Annotated in this window: 8 protein-coding genes and 1 pseudogene; 2 read left to right on the top strand and 7 right to left on the bottom strand. The window is 39.2% G+C overall.

The window, feature by feature from the left end; all coding sequences use genetic code 11:
- Nucleotides 1–128: 128 nt before the first annotated feature.
- From NSQ41_RS01325 to NSQ41_RS01300, 6 genes and pseudogenes are all read right to left on the bottom strand, one after another.
- Nucleotides 129–649 (bottom strand): annotated as a pseudogene (locus NSQ41_RS01325) (fumarylacetoacetate hydrolase family protein); the annotation flags it as partial.
- 180 nt (nucleotides 650–829) lie between these two features.
- A complete protein-coding gene (locus NSQ41_RS01320; RefSeq protein ID WP_339210812.1) occupies nucleotides 830–3,013 on the bottom strand; it encodes a malate synthase G in 2,184 nt (727 codons plus the stop codon).
- A 124-nt stretch (nucleotides 3,014–3,137) separates the two neighbouring features.
- Nucleotides 3,138–4,595: an FAD-linked oxidase C-terminal domain-containing protein gene (locus tag NSQ41_RS01315; RefSeq protein ID WP_094244931.1), complete on the bottom strand. Its 1,458-nt coding sequence runs from the start codon at nucleotides 4,593–4,595 to the stop codon at nucleotides 3,138–3,140.
- On the bottom strand, nucleotides 4,586–5,953 hold the full coding sequence (locus NSQ41_RS01310; protein WP_327873467.1) for a (Fe-S)-binding protein: 1,368 nt from the start codon (nucleotides 5,951–5,953) through the stop codon (nucleotides 4,586–4,588). Before NSQ41_RS01310 ends, NSQ41_RS01315 begins: the two co-directional genes overlap by 10 nt.
- 2 nt (nucleotides 5,954–5,955) lie before the next feature.
- A complete protein-coding gene (locus tag NSQ41_RS01305; protein ID WP_130157041.1) occupies nucleotides 5,956–7,227 on the bottom strand; it encodes an FAD-binding oxidoreductase in 1,272 nt (423 codons plus the stop codon).
- A gap of 1,089 nt (nucleotides 7,228–8,316) precedes the next feature.
- Nucleotides 8,317–9,402: a nitronate monooxygenase gene (locus NSQ41_RS01300; RefSeq protein WP_063386490.1), complete on the bottom strand. Its 1,086-nt coding sequence runs from the start codon at nucleotides 9,400–9,402 to the stop codon at nucleotides 8,317–8,319.
- A 399-nt stretch (nucleotides 9,403–9,801) separates the two neighbouring features.
- Between NSQ41_RS01300 and NSQ41_RS01295 the strand changes: the two genes are divergently transcribed.
- Both NSQ41_RS01295 and NSQ41_RS01290 read left to right on the top strand, forming a co-directional pair.
- A complete protein-coding gene (locus NSQ41_RS01295; protein WP_339210810.1) occupies nucleotides 9,802–10,644 on the top strand; it encodes a LysR family transcriptional regulator in 843 nt (280 codons plus the stop codon).
- Between the two features lie 1,469 nt (nucleotides 10,645–12,113).
- Nucleotides 12,114–13,490, top strand: a complete 1,377-nt coding sequence (locus NSQ41_RS01290) for an amino acid permease (protein WP_339210808.1) — start codon at nucleotides 12,114–12,116, stop codon at nucleotides 13,488–13,490.
- Nucleotides 13,491–13,948: 458 nt separating this feature from the next.
- Here NSQ41_RS01290 and ssuD read toward each other — a convergent pair whose 3' ends face one another.
- Nucleotides 13,949–15,073, bottom strand: coding sequence for an FMNH2-dependent alkanesulfonate monooxygenase (gene ssuD / locus NSQ41_RS01285; protein WP_063386476.1), 1,125 nt, complete (start codon nucleotides 15,071–15,073; stop codon nucleotides 13,949–13,951).
- Nucleotides 15,074–15,960 lie beyond the last annotated feature (887 nt).

Below are 15,960 nucleotides of genomic sequence, written 5' to 3'. Positions count from 1 at the left end.
TGCTAGAGTGCAAATTCCGCCATATAAATTTTCTTGATTCCCTTATATTATGACAGGAAGAACAAAAACTGCCAAGTTCTTTCTGTTCCATTATTCACTTTATCATTTGAATACTAAGATTGTTTCCTTCATAACGTGTTAACACGTTTTTTTGCAGCAACAACGGTATTTTTTAATGTGCCGATTCCTTTAATTTCGCATTCAATTACATCTCCTGCTTGAACAAAATCGGCTCCAACCGGACTTCCTGTTAAAAGGACATCACCGGGTTTAAGTGTCATGACAGATGATAAATAGGAAATCATTTTCCGAATGGAAATAATCATCAATTCCGTTGAACTATCTTGTTTTTTAACACCGTTCAACTTTGCTTCAACATGAATGCGAAATGTATCAAGTTCTGTTTCAATGACAGGGCCAAGGGGGGTAAATGTGTCAAACGATTTACCGATTGTCCAATGGCCATCTTCATGGAAAAACTGCGGCGCCGTTACGTCGTTGCCCACCGTGTACCCAAATACATAATTCAATGCTTCTGATTCCGGCACCATTTTCGTTTGTTTACCGATTACATTGCCAGCTCAGATTCAAACTTTACCCTATCTATTCCCTCTGGAATAACAATCTGTTCTTCAGGACCAATAACGGATTTTTATGAACTTCCAGCGCCTTTTCCCGAAGGTTTTTCATACATTCAACTCCTTCATAATAAAACTTTTCATTCATAACCAAAGCCGCGCAACTAAAGATTTTGATCGGTTTTTGTGCATGGAAGATGTAGCTTTTAAATAGAAGGCACCCTTTGGTAGGATGCCTTCATGATGAGAAGTTATTGTTTTACAGCATATTTTGCTTTTGCTTCAAGACGGCGGCGATGCAAAATCGGTTCTGTGTAGCCGTTAGGTTGATCATAACCTTTAAATACGAGGTCACACGCAGCTTGAAATGCAACGGAGCGGTCATAATCTTTTGACATCGGGCGGTAGCCAGGTTCATTTTCATTTTGCTTGTCGACTATTTTCGCCATCCGCTTAAGTGTTTCAAGAACTTGTTCTTTCGTAACAATGCCGTGATGCAGCCAGTTTGCGATATGCTGGCTTGAAATCCGCAACGTTGCCCGGTCTTCCATCAAAGCAATATTATTAATATCCGGAACTTTTGAACAGCCGATTCCTAACTCCACCCAACGAACAACATATCCTAAAATTCCTTGTGCATTATTATCTAACTCTTCTTGTATTTCTTCAGGGGTCCAATTCGGGTTTTCTGCAACCGGAATTTGTAAAATTTCATCACGGAGATCTTCAATCGTTTCAGCCAATTTGTTTTGGACATCTGTTACATTTACTTGGTGATAATGGAGAGCATGCAATGTAGCCGCTGTTGGTGATGGCACCCACGCAGTATTGCCTCCTGCTTTTAAATGGCCAATCTTTTGCTTGAGCATTTCCGCCATCATGTCCGGCATTGCCCACATGCCTTTTCCAATTTGCGCACGGCCTTGGAAGCCGCTTTGTAAACCGATATAGACGTTTGAGCGTTCATAGGCTTGCAGCCATTGAGATGTTTTCATATCATTTTTCCGAATCATCGGACCTGCTTCCATTGATGTATGGATTTCATCGCCAGTTCGGTCCAAAAACCCTGTGTTAATAAATACAACACGATCTTTTACTTCCCGAATACAAGCTTTCAAATTCAAAGTTGTGCGCCGTTCCTCATCCATCACACCAATTTTCAGCGTATTCCGTTTTAATCCCAGCAAATCTTCGACGCGGTTAAATAGCAAGTTGGCAAACGCCACTTCCTCAGACCCGTGCATTTTAGGTTTTACAATGTAGATCGAACCTTTCCTGGAGTTTTCAAATTTGCCATTTCCTAAAAGGGAATGTTTAGCAATCAAACTTGTTACAACCGTATCCAATATTCCTTCTGGGATCTCTTCTCCCTCTCCAATGAGCACTGCACTATTTGTCATCAAATGCCCAACGTTACGAATGAGCATAAGTGAACGACCTGGGAGAGTGAACTTTTCTCCTGTTTTGGATGTGTATGTTCTGTCAGCATTAAGCGTACGTGTAATCGTTTTATCGTTTTTTGTAAAAGTAGCTGTCAAATCTCCTTTTATGAGGCCAAGCCAATTGCGATAAACAAGCACTTTGTCTTCCGCATCCACTGCCGCCACAGAATCTTCGCAATCCATAATCGTTGTAACAGCCGCTTCCAATAGAATATCTTTAATTCCCGCATCGTCATTTTTTCCAATTGGATGGCTTCGATCGATCTGGATTTCAATATGAAGACCGTTGTTCTTCAATAAAATGGCAGATGGTTTATCCGACTCTCCTCTGTAGCCTACGAACTTTTCTCTTTCTTTAAGAGCGGTTGTCTTGCCATTCATTAAAGTGACAAGCAAATTCCCGTCTTCAACTGCGTATTGAACAGCGTCTCGGTGGAAATGTTCTTGCAACGGCACTACTTCATCAAGGAAGTTTTTCGAAAAGGCAATGACTTTTTCCCCGCGAATCGGATTATACTCTCCTTTTCGTTCAGCCCCATCTTCTTCGCTGATGACATCTGTTCCATAAAGAGCGTCATAAAGACTTCCCCATCGGGCATTGGCGGCGTTGAGAGCGTACCGTGCGTTATTAATCGGCACTACTAACTGCGGCCCGGCTTGTAGAGCAATTTCGTCATCGACATTTTCTGTTGTAATCTTAAAGTCTTCCACTTCTTGTTCTAAATAGCCGATTTCCTGCAAAAATGATTTATAGGCTTCAAAGTTGAATTTGTTGCGATGTTTTTTGTGCCATTCGTTGATTTTTTGCTGGATTTCATCACGACGCTTAAGCAAATTTTTATTAATAGGTGTCAGTTCATAAACAAGGTTCTCAAACTGAAGCCAGAATTCATCTTTTTCCACACCGCTTCCCGGCAATGCTTCATTGTTGATAAAATCATACAAATTTTCAGCTACTTGCAAATTGCCGACTTTTACATAGTTTGTTTTCATGGGCACAATTCCTCCTTTAAATGTTATAATTGTTGTTTGTTATTACGAAACACTGTTTCGTAATTGTTTAAAAAAGGATAACATGATGATGGAATCATTTCAATAATTTTCTTAAAATTCTTTTTTATGATGCTGTAACAGATTTCCCCTCTTTTTTCACTTCCAAACAACGTCCCGGAGTTGGGAAGAGCTTCCCGGCATTTAATAAATTTTTCGGATTAAATACTTCCCGAATATCCGTTTGCGCCGCTATTTCTTCGTCGCTAAAAATGAAGCGCATCTCTTCTCTTTTCTCGATCCCTACTCCATGTTCACCTGTAATCGATCCGCCGGCATCTGCACATGCTTGCAAACAGGCGCTGCCAGCTTTTAAAGCCTTTTCTGTTTCGCCCGGTTTTCTGGCATCAAAAAGTACAAGCGGGTGCAGATTGCCATCGCCAGCATGAAAGATATTTGCGATGCGCAGACCATACTCTCGACTGATTTCGTGAATTCTGTTTAACACTTCGGGTAATTTGCTGCGGGGAATCACACCATCCTGAACTAAATAATCAGGAGAGATCGCCCCCATTGCGCCAAATCCAGTTTTGCGGTTTGCCCACCATCTAGCTCTTTCCTCTTCACTTTGTGCCACTTTTACTTCTCGAACATGATTTCTCTTGCAAACTTCTAAAATTTGATGGATTTGCTCGTCTATACCTGCGGATATTCCATCCACTTCAATGAGCAAAAGCGCTTCAATGTCTTTTGGATGGCCGACAGGAAACGCTGCCGCTTCAACCGCTTCTATTGCTATTTGATCCATCATTTCAAGGGCTGCTGGTACAATTCCGGCAGAAATAATGTCCGATACGGCTTGACTGCCATCCGCAACGCTGTCAAAATAAGCGAGCACCGTTTGCTTTGCTTCCGGGTTTTTTAAAATACGAACCGTTATTTTCGTCACAATTCCTAAAGTTCCTTCTGATCCTGTTAAAAGTCCTAATAAATCATAGCCCGGTGCATCAGGTATTCCATCCTTGCCTATTTCAATGACTTCGCCATTTGGCAATACCACTTCAAGCCCTAAAATGTGATTTGTCGTCACACCATATTTTAGACAGTGTGCACCGCCCGCATTTTCACCGACATTTCCGCCGATGGTGCAGCAATATTGGCTTGATGGATCAGGCGCATAATAATATCCTTTGTCCGAAATGGAGTTCGTCAGTTTTAAGTTGACAAATCCAGGTTCCACTACTGCACGCCTGTTTTCAAAATCAACACTTATAAGGCGTTTCATTTTTACAAGACTAATGATTACTTCCCCATTCAACGGGATCGCCCCGCCGCTGAGACCAGTTCCAGCGCCGCGGGCGAGGAACGGCAAATCATGTTCGTGGCAATATTTCACAATTTTTGCGACTTCTTCTGTATTATTCGGGAAAACGACTGCCCTCGGCAAACGACGATGAATGGTAAAGCCATCGCAATCATAAGCTAATAAATCTTCTTTTTTATACAAGATGGAACGGTTTCCTTCAACAATGTTTGCAAGGTTTTTTATATGTTTGTCATTTGTTCTTATCCCTTTTAGAGACATTCCTCCCCCTCCTTTAGCCGATCTTCTTTTTGGTACGCCCAATCCAGCAGCTGTACGGTATGAACAATTTTTTGATTTCTTCCGTTTCTTTGAACACCCATCGCCATCTGCAGCATACAGCCGGGGTTTCCCATTACAATCATTTCTGCTTCTTTAGGAACATTCTTCATTTTGCTATCAAGCACTTCTTTAGCCATCTCCGGATTTGTTATATTGTAAATGCCAGCACTGCCGCAGCATCGGTCGGCATTCGCCATTTCAACCATTTCGACCCCAGGTATATCAAGAAGAAGGCTGCGAGGTTCGTCACGAATGCCCTGTCCATGAGCTAAATGGCATGCATCATGATAGACAACACGAGCCTTGATTTCGGCGATGGGCCTTTTATAACCAGTGTCATAAAGGTATTTTGAAATGTCTTCCACCTTTTTTGAAAATATTTCAGCTTTTTGGCGCCAAACGGGGTCTTCACGGAACAGCTCCGGATATTCTTTTAACATACATCCGCAACCGGCAGAATTTACAATTACTTTTTCAGCTTGTTGGAATGCTTCAATATTTTGTTTCGCTAATTTTCTCCCCATTTCCCGGTCGCCTGCATGAACATGAAGAGCCCCGCAGCAAGTTTGATTTTGCGGAATCATAACGTCATTTCCATTTCGAGTTAACACGTTAATTGTTGCTTCATTAATTTCGCTGAACATGACATCCATTACGCAGCCAGTTAAAAACGCAACCGTACTCTTCGTTTCTCCTTTTGCTTTAATGACTTTTTCATGTTTGTACTTTTTCCGCACAGGCTTTTTCACTTCCGGCATGATCGCTTCCATTTCGGCTAAGTGCTGCGGTATGATATTGATCAGCCCTGTTTTACGGACAAACGTTTGCATGCCGCTTTTTTGATACAATTTCAACACATTTCCTAACGTGTACAAGCGATTGTGGTGCGGAAACAAACTATGCAAAAACAGATGGCTGACCGCCTTTTTCCAGCCTTTTAACGGCATGGCTTGGCGAATTTGACCGCGCGCTTCTTCTATCAATCCCCCTACATCGACGTCCGCAGGACAAGCGGTAGTACAAGCGCGGCAATCAAGACAAGCAAAGACAGGATCCATAAAATGTTCGTTCACTTCAAGCTTTCCTTCTGCAACTGATTTAATCAAATGGACGCGTCCGCGGGGAGAATGCTGTTCCTGACCCGTGATCTCATAAGTTGGGCACGATTCTAAACACATACCGCAATGGACACAATCCGCCCATTTGTTTTCATCAGGCGGATCACTCCAAAGGTAATTGCTGAAGCTGTTGGTTTGACAGGCTGGTTCTTTGATAAGATCACTTTCATTTAATCCCATATTTAAATCCCTCCCACAAATCGCTTCGGATTGAGAATGTTGTTCGGATCAATCTTTGTTTTGATTCCTTTGAAAAGAAAGAAATATGGCGGATTTTCCCCCCAAACCTCTATTTTCTGGCGTAAAATAAACGGCAAATGTTTAATGACTGCATACCCATTGAGCTCTTTGACAAAATTCCTTAAATGCTGAATTGCTGAAATGACGTTTTCGCTGCCGCCTCTTAAAATGATTTGACACAATCCGTGGCCTAATCCACCGTGGGCTTCGATAAGCAAATTGTGCGTATCCTGTAATAAATGGCTTTCCCTAATAACTTTTAGGACATCTAAATTGACAACTCCGATTTTCAATACTGCTTCAGTCTCCCCTGTCTGATTAGACACCCTGCCATTCGGGCTGATTGTATAAAAAGATTGCCAAAACTTGCGCGCTTTCTCTTGAGCAAGAATGGTCATTTTCGTTTTAGGAGGCTGAATGCTTTTTAGAAAAGATTCTTGGTAATGAACCGAACTTTCATTATCTTCAAAACTAATGGCCAATGTATAAAATTTTTCACCCGTTAGCTTTTCAGCCAAAGACGGACTTATCAGTTCCAGTGAGACAGGTTCCATCTGCGAATCTAAAAACGCCGCGGCAAATGATCGCATTTCAGCAAAATCTCCTTCTGTAAATGATAAAAGAACATTGCTTTCATATTTTGGCAAAGGACGGAGTTTTAAAGTGATTTCCGTCAAAACCCCCAAAGTGCCCATGGAACCGACAAAAAGTTTGTTCATATCATATCCGGCGACATTTTTCACGACCTTTCCGCCTGTTCGGATGACCTTGCCATTTGGATAAACAACTCGAAGCCCGATGACTGCATCTCTGGCGGATCCATATGCCAAACGTTTGGGACCGCTTTCATTCGCAGCGATAATACCTCCGATGGTCGCATAATCCGGCCAAGCAGGATCTAGAGATATTTTTTGGTTATGTTCTTCTAAGTACTGTTGCAATTCTTGAAATGGTGTACCTGCTTTCACTGTTAATGTCATATCTCCCACTGTATGCTCGACGATTCCTTTTAGATTTGCTAAGGAAAGCAAAATATCAGCCGAATCAATTAGACCGCCAAACCCCCGCTTTGTTCCTCCGCCCACAATGGAAACGGTTTTCCCATTTTTGTTTGCATATTGCAAGATGTGTGAAATTTCGTTTTCAGTTTTTGGATAGACTGCGACTTTTCCGCCATTTCCAAGTGGATGACCTTCATTTTCCTTTACTTCCATTTGACTTTCGGGGAAAACATCTTTTAATTCTGTGTACAACTCTCCTTGGAGCAAATCAAGCACCTCCTATGTTTTGTAATAAGAAACACCGTTTCTATAAATGCGCAAAAGAGCAAGCGTTTTAAATCATTTTCTTTCAATCGACTGCAACACTTCTCTTATTACACATATTTGATATGTTATATGTTTACAATTATTAAAACACTCTTATGAAGATTTTTCAACGAATTTTTTGAATTTACAAAAAAATAAGAAAAATGAAATTCTATTAAACTTACCGTACGTCAAGATGATCTGATGTATAGCCCCCTATCTTTTTTCTCCCTGCCAATATCCTATCAACGAAAAAAAGAGACTGAATTGAAAAAGAATTTTTTATGGTCCTTTCCAAACAGCCTCTTTTGAACAAAAATTATTTTGTATCTGGAAGAAATATGGTACAAGCGGCAGCGGAAAATCTTATTATTCAGAATAGTCCAAAATGATAGCCCTCGGAAAAGAAATCCAGTTCTTGGGTAGAATAGCGCTTAAAACAACACTTAAACACGCATGCCTGGAAGTTCAAACGTTAGCTGTTTCAAAAGTACAATATATGTCAACGAACAACAGCAGCAAATTAATTGGATATTTAACAGCTGTTTATGGTTTCCACCCGTTTATACTAATGAAGAAAGGAACTAGAATACTACACAAGAAAATCCCAATCCCTACACCACTATAAAACAAACCGTTAAATATTTGCATATTATGCTTTTTCAATACTTGAAGCACTATACTAGAAACTAAGACAAAGACTACACCGCTGCTAAGGCCTGAAAAAAACCTGAACAGGTACCAAAATATATTATTTACTGACCATTCCCATGAGCAGAGTCGTAAAAATGTTCAAAGCTAAAAATATCTTTAAATAAATTGATTCATATCTTCTCAAATTAAAAAAGCTAACAAATAAAGTTCCAGCCAAATTTCCAGCCATCGATTTAGTTATATTCAAGTAGGGGAGGATAGGGGTATAAGCAAATCTTCTGATCCCCATTACAATAATCAATGCAATAATACCGCCGCATAAAGTAAGCCGCGGTTTCATAGTCATCCTTTTATTAATGGGAAGTTACTTATAATTTCTTCTATTTGATTGATGATTGTTTCGATCAGTTCGGCGGCATGCAAATTTTTGCTTAGTCGAGGATTTTGCCCGCACCAAAGCGACATCCACTCTTTATTTTTCTGTTTTGCAGCTTCTGACCGGATATCTTGGGTGAGCATATTTTGAATCGGATAAGCTGGCAAAGCATCTTCATGCTCTTTCATTTTGATGATAAATTCATTTTTTAATCCCCTTGCTGGCTTGCCGCTGAATGCTGAAGTGATTACTGCCTGTTCTTCGGTACCGTTTAATATTGCTTCTTTATGGAGTTCATTTGCTCCGCTTTCTATACAGGTAAGAAAGGCTGTTCCCATTTGAACCGCTTGCGCTCCCAATACAAGAGAAGCTAAAACTCCTCTGCCGTCCATGATACCGCCAGCTGCAATAATAGGAATTGAAACATGATCCGCTACTTGCGGAATAAGGGCCATTGTTCCGATCATTGAATCATCAAAGGATCCTGCAAAACTGCCCCTATGCCCCCCAGCGTCACTGCCTTGAACGACAATCATATCCATCCCAGCCTCTTCATTCAATATGGCTTCTTTTACTGTTGTGGCTGTTCCAATTGTGACAATACCATTATTCTTTAATTGATGAATAATTTCTCTCTGAGGAATGCCAAATGTGAAGCTGCAAACGGGTACTTCATATTTTAAAACGATTTGAATTTGTTCATCAAAAACAGAAGTGTTGATTTGCGGAACATCATTCTTTTTTTCGATCCCTAACATTTGGCGGATAGGTTCCAGCAGTTGATTCGCTCTTTCAATTTCTTCTTGAATGACTGCCGGATGTTCAGGAACAAACAGATTGACACCAAATGGTTTTGAAGTCAATTCCTTTATTTTTTGAATATCCGACTCCAATTTTTCCGGCGTCATATAACCCGCCCCTATCATCCCTAGACCACCTGCATTGGATACAGCAGCAACAAGCTCGGGAGTCGTGATCCCTCCCGCCATTCCCGCTTGTATAATCGGAATTTTAATTGATAGTTTGTCTGTTATTTTTGTATGATTCCACATGCCATGTTCCTCCTTGCCTTATATACGTCAAATCTATAGGTTAACAATACAATAATCATAGCTGTTGGCATTCAATTAATAATGCCATTCATACGATTTGGTCAGCAGCAGAAAAAACGATCACCCAAAACTTAGTGAAACATCAGTTGTCCGGCTTTTTTATTTCTCTTGTTCCCATCCTTCCATCCTAAAATTCACATTATTGGACTGAAATCATGTTGTTCATTCAAGCTGCTTCTACATTCATCTGAAATTGACTTGTATAAAGATGAAAATTTATTTTTTTAATATTTCGCAAATTGTCTTCTATAAATAGTTTATGACCCCATTTTGATGGTGTAAAATAGAAAAAAATGATAATTGTTGTTATGAATCAATTTGAGTGATGGGGGAGAAATAATGTTTGAGCTACAAGATTTAAGAATCATTGCAACAATAGCAAAAAATAAGGGGATTACGAAGGCTGCAAAAGAGCTTGGATATGTACAGCCCAATGTTACGGCTAGACTAAATAAATTAGAAAGCTGTTTAGGTTTTCCATTATTTATAAGAACCAAAAAAGAGGTTATTCTCACACCGAACGGCAAAGTCCTTCTTAACTATGCTAATTTGATTTTAAATTTGTGTCGCGAAGCTGAAAAAGCAATGAATAAACTGGCAATCCCCGATGGAGAATTAAACATAGGCTCCATGGAAACAACCTCCTATGTACGTCTTCCCCACATATTAAAACAATATTCAGCTAATTATCCTAATGTAAAAATTAAATTGCAAACCGGTACCACAAAAGAATTAATAGATAAGGTCTTACATCATGATATAGAGGGTGCATTTGTTGCTGGACCTGTTAATCATCCGGATCTTATCGAAAACGTTATTTTTAAAGAAAGACTGGTACTTATCACCAATACTCCTGACAATCCTCTTAAAAACAAGGAATGCACTTTAGTTGTATTTAAAGAAGGGTGTTACTATCGAGAAGTGTTTACCAGAATCATGAACGACTATCATATAACGATTCAAAATGTCATAGAGGTAGACGCCGCACAAGCTATTTTAAATTGTGTTCGTGCAGGAGTTGGAATTTCTTTGATTCCCGAGTCTATGTCAAAATTAACAAAAAGTCTATACACATATCCCATTGATAAGGACTACGTAAACGTAGATACTGTGTTTATCACTCGTAAGTCACTTGCCAAAACATTAGCTTTTAACAAATTTGTTGAACTTTTAACTCTATAAAAATGAAGCAACAAGTTTTTTCAAGAAAATCATGAATGATTGAATTCATAAAATAGCTTTCTTTTCTTTTGATAAGTGACTCCTTTCCTCTTTCGATTTCAAATTTTTCGGTATTTTTTCTTTTTGCCAGATCCAATAATTTTTACGTGCTAATTGTTATTTGAAAAACTGTCGAGGACCGTGTTTCAGAATCAATGGGGTTTCTGTTTTTCTTCACAGCGGTAAAAAGGCCACATCATGCGGGAGAGGGAACATCTCTTAAATATCTATAGCTTATCAGCCTATTCAAGTAAGCAAAAAATTTTAGATGGATGAAATTCACAAACCTTGCAAAACCTTTTAGAGATTGTATTAACATCTTTTAATTCGAATTTTTAATTAATTGGATCAGCTGTTCATATTTTACGTGTGTGATCAACACAACTTTAATTTTGCCTCTCCTTTTGTACCAATTTTTACCTAAATCAGTATTTGTGAAATGCAGCTTCATTTTCTAATCTTGAAAGGAAACTGCCACGAATTTCCTATTTCCCAAATATAATCACCACTCTGAACAAAATTAATGGTAATATATTGAATATTGCAGCATGTTTATTTTACATTTTAGCTACTGCACTATTTATCGCAATAAGAGGCAGGATACTGCCACTCTAATTAGAGTAAACGAAAATCAAGAAGCAATAAATAGACAATAAAAGGTTTGTTTCACTTTTCTCATAGTCACAGCAAAATCGTGATGCTCATCCAATAGCGAAACATTTTAAAAACATGGCTTGTACTCTATATAACACCTTGTCAATGAATCTTTGGCATTTTTCTCGATGGATGGCAAGCGGTTGAAGTCTAGACTTGCCGCTATTTTTGTATTATCAAAAATTGAGGTGCTTGTCTCGTTTTTTTTGTGCACATTTTCACAAATAAATTCAGTTTGACTTGTTACATTAATTTTTGAAGCAAGGTTTCACTCATATTTTTTACACTTTTTCAACAGTGCCTTGCTTGTAATACTTGAACTTTGTTATTTTTTCTGTTCTTAAACAAACCGTGCCTTCATTACATCTGTCAATTTCCCAGCCGGTTGTAATAGGAATTGGCAGATTTCTCGGAGTATTTATTCGCGATTTTGCCTTACATGTTTGTAACCAGTAGGGCAGGAAAACTTGAATTAAATAGTTTATCTATAGGTTTATTTGATCATAATAACGGAAGTAAGGAAAATGATTTGAACATTTTTCCTTTGTATCATTCAACAAATTGAACGTCTAAATTTGTCGTTTTATACAAAAAGAAATTGAAATATAGTATGATAAAATTTATTCAAATCTAAATGTAAGCGTCACAATTTGATTATCAAGAGGAGTTGCGGGGAATAATAACTTAAATTTTTCGATTATGAAATCTGACATATGATGACCTTCGCAACAGAACATTGAAAGGGATTTCATTTATAAACTTAAGGAGGAACGATCATGGAAAATCAGCTGCAAAGAGGTTTAAAAGAAAGACATATTACACTGATTGCATTAGGTTCTGCAATCGGAGTCGGGCTGTTTTTAGGATCTTCAAGCTCAATCAAGCTGGCAGGTCCCGGTATAATGTTATCCTACCTTTTCTGCGGAATCATTTTATTTTTCATTTTAAGAGCGTTAGGAGAAATGGCTGTCCATCATCCCGTTGCCGGTTCATTCAGCCAATACGCCAATGATTATCTTGGTAATCTGGCAGGATATATTACAGGGTGGAATTATTGGTTTGTATGGGTCATTACTTGTATGACCGAGCTGACAGCCGTTGGAATCTATATGGAATTTTGGTTTCCGGAGGTTCCGCGATGGATTTGGATTCTGGCAGCATTAATCATCATGATGAGCTTTAACTTTCTTCAAGTCAGTGCTTACGGTGAGTTGGAATTCTGGTTTGCCCTAATCAAAATTATTGCGATTATCTTTATGATTATTATTGGCTTAGCCATGATTTTGTTCGGATTCGGCAATAACGGAGTTCCTACAGGAATCAGCAATTTGTGGGAGCACGGCGGCTTTCTTCCTAACGGTCTTGAAGGTGTCTTAATGTCATTTCAAATGGTTATGTTTGCCTTTCTAGGAATCGAAATGATCGGCGTAACAGCCGGTGAAGCAAAAGATCCGGAAAAAACGCTGCCTAGAGCCATTAATTCTACTTTACTTCGTATATTAATTTTTTATGTGGGTGCGTTGTTTGTCATTTTGTCCATTTATCCGTGGAATGAAATCGGGACAAGTGGAAGCCCCTTCGTTTTAACCTTTGACAAAATCGGTATCCCGGCCGCAGCAGGCATTATCAACTTTGTCGTTTTAACCGCTGCCCTTTCCTCCTGTAATACAGGAATTTTCAGTTCCGGACGTATGTTATACAACCTTTCCCATAATGGACAAGCTCCGAAGGCATTTGGCACATTAAACAAAAAAGGCGTTCCTTTTAGAGGGGTTATGGTTACATCAGCCGTTTTATTATTCGGAGTTCTGCTCAACTATTTAGTACCGGCTAAAGTATTTACTTGGATTGCATCTATCTCAACATTTGGTGCTTTATTGACTTGGTTTATTATTTTATTAGCACAATGGCGATTCCGAAAATCGATTACACCTGAACAACAAAAAAATATCAAATTTAAAACCCCGCTATACCCGTTATCCACTTTCATTGCAGGAGCGTTTCTCATATTTGTCGCAATTCTGCTCGGCTACTATCCAGACACAAGAATCGCCTTAATAGTCGGTCCGCTTTGGGTTGCCATTTTAGTCATTGCATATTACTCTGCCAACTTGAATAAAAGACAAAACGAAGCTGAAGTGAAAGAGACTTGATCGTTTTGGACAGCGGTTCGCTATCGAATGTCTTACTTTTAAAAATGCGGTTTACAATTTTCTAACCGCCTGATCAATCGTTAAGAGGCCCCCACCTCTGATAGGAGTTCTCTTTTCGTTTTGATCTGGTATCTTTCGAAAAGGAGTCTATATTTTCAAACGATCTTTCAAGCTGCATTTAAAACTTTTTAAGGGGGACTGCAAATTTTTGAATAGTTCAATTACATTTATTAGGTTTACAGGCTATTAGCCATAATAAAGCCGAGGAAGCGATGACACTTGGAACAAATTATTCAATACCTGCAACACTTAATTCCATCATTTCGGAACGATACTGTCTAAATGTTGACGAACAGCCTCTTCGGTCATTTCGCCGGTAATTTTATCCACGATTTCTCCCTTTTCATTAATGTTTTCACAATCCTCTTGTTGTCACCTCAAATTGTTTAATGAACCTGTTATTTCGCAACAGCCGATTTGATATCTCCTCCGAATGGGCTAAGGAATGTCTTCTGATGAGAAGTATCCTTTTTATCAATTGGAAGTTTCGGGAATAATAATTCCGCTGTTCTATAGGCTTCTTCTAAATGCGGATAGCCTGAAAGAATAAAGGTCTCAATGCCTAAATCAGCGTATTCTTTCATACGGGCAGCAACCGTATCAGGATCTCCTACTAGCGCCGTGCCTGCACCGGTCCGTACCAATCCAACACCGGCCCAAAGATTTGGACTCACTTCTAATCTTGTACGATCACCTTCATGCAAACTCGTCATTAAGCGCTGGCCTTCCGAATCCATCCGCTTAAATACTTTCAACGCCTGCGCAATAGTTTCCTCATCCACATGTTCAATGAGCTTATTGGCAGCTTCCCATGCTTCCTCTTCTGTTGGACGGACAATGACGTGCAGCCGGATGCCGAATTTTACTGTTCTTCCTTGGGCAGCAGCGTACGCCCGCATTTTATTGATTTTTTTCTCCACTTGTGCCGGTGGTTCTCCCCATGTTAAATAGACATCGATATGCTTTGCCGCCACCTTCATCGCAGCAGGTGAAGATCCTCCAAAATATAGCGGCGGATATGGTTTTTGAACTGTCGGGTATGGCAATTGCCCACCTCGAATTCGTAAATAGTCTCCTTCTAAATCAACTTCTTCTTCTGTAAATAATTGACGCCAAATGGTTAAAAATTCATCTGTTAACTCATATCGTTCATCGTGATCTAAAAACACACCTTCTCCTGCAAGCTCGACCGGATCTCCGCCAGCCACCACATTAATTAATAACCGACCGTCAGAAAATCGATCCAATGTCGCCGACATGCGTGCTGCAAAACTCGGTGACATTAATCCTGGCCGCACCGCTACAAGATACTTTAAATTTTTTGTTACGGGTGCAAGCGTTGAAGCGACAATAAAGCCTTCTTCACATGTTTTTCCTGTTGGAATTAACACGCCGCTATAGCCTAAATCATCGACAGCCTGTGCAATTTGTCTGCAATAGTTATAGGTTGCAGGACGTGAACCTTCTTGATGATTTAATTGACGAAAGTCGCCATTTGTGGGAATAAACCAAAAGATTTCCATTTATAATTCCTCCTTGAATATGGACGATTAAATATGTCTTGAGGTGCTTAAAATAAAAAAGGAGACTCCCTTAAAAATGAAAGGAAGTCTCCAGTGGTCTGGTGGACTAATGATTGTCATCACTTCATCAGCTTGCTATTGGACTTTATCATGTATCCATGCAAGATATGCTCAGATTTCCAATCAGTGATTATTTTGCTTCTTTTGCTGGTATGCTCTAAGGTTAAAGAATCGCCCAATTGATAAACAAATAAATCCAGATAGCTTTGTAAATTCGCTGTTCGACATGAATGAGATATTCCATTTCAAAGGGAACGGAACGTCTGAATGTATTTCCGAAAATTACGCAACCGAAACATAGTATTCCTAGTTGATTACTAGATATTATATAGCTTGGATTTTTGTTTTGTCAATAACCAATATTTGTTTTTTTAATGTTGCACAAGCAAAAACGCAACAAGCCGAATAATCAATACGTGTTTTTTAAGGGAGAAAATGCACTTCTCCAAAAATACTTGGCGAATCGTATTAAAGTTTGTTTTGCCGGAAGCAATGTATGAGACTCAAAGAGTTAAACACTTATGACTCTTTCTCAATTGTTCAACTTGATCCTTTCATCGCTTCAGGAGATTCTCCTGTGTTTCTATTGCTCTTCCTTGAGCTAATGGGAAATAGAGCTATTGCCGTATCACCGATTTTTTAGATTCAAGTGTTAATGATGTTTTATCGAATGAAACTGAAATTCCTTTATGATTCACCGTTTCATTACCACGAGGAAAGCGTATTTTTCAAATAAAAATATCGTTCCGTGATAGAAGGAAGGACTAAAATTGAAGATGCAGTTTTTTCAATTTCGATCCAATTCGAACCTGTTACACTAATGTCAT

This window comes from Aeribacillus sp. FSL K6-8210 (genome assembly GCF_037963925.1).
Lineage (GTDB): Bacteria > Bacillota > Bacilli > Bacillales > Aeribacillaceae > Aeribacillus > Aeribacillus composti.
The sequence above is the reverse complement of the archived record's forward strand: the minus strand, read 5'-3'. Positions and strand labels throughout refer to the sequence as shown.

Bases quoted from the DNA above. Each gene is read 5' to 3' on its own strand.
- ssuD (WP_063386476.1), bottom strand. From the start codon at position 15,073: ATGGAAATCTTTTGGTTTATTCCCACAAATGGCGACTTTCGTCAATTA.
- NSQ41_RS01290 (WP_339210808.1), top strand. From the start codon at position 12,114: ATGGAAAATCAGCTGCAAAGAGGTTTAAAAGAAAGACATATTACACTG.
- NSQ41_RS01310 (WP_327873467.1), bottom strand. From the start codon at position 5,953: ATGGGATTAAATGAAAGTGATCTTATCAAAGAACCAGCCTGTCAAACC.
- NSQ41_RS01300 (WP_063386490.1), bottom strand. From the start codon at position 9,402: ATGTGGAATCATACAAAAATAACAGACAAACTATCAATTAAAATTCCG.
- NSQ41_RS01315 (WP_094244931.1), bottom strand. From the start codon at position 4,595: ATGTCTCTAAAAGGGATAAGAACAAATGACAAACATATAAAAAACCTT.
- NSQ41_RS01295 (WP_339210810.1), top strand. From the start codon at position 9,802: ATGTTTGAGCTACAAGATTTAAGAATCATTGCAACAATAGCAAAAAAT.
- NSQ41_RS01320 (WP_339210812.1), bottom strand. From the start codon at position 3,013: ATGAAAACAAACTATGTAAAAGTCGGCAATTTGCAAGTAGCTGAAAAT.
- NSQ41_RS01305 (WP_130157041.1), bottom strand. From the start codon at position 7,227: ATGGAAGTAAAGGAAAATGAAGGTCATCCACTTGGAAATGGCGGAAAA.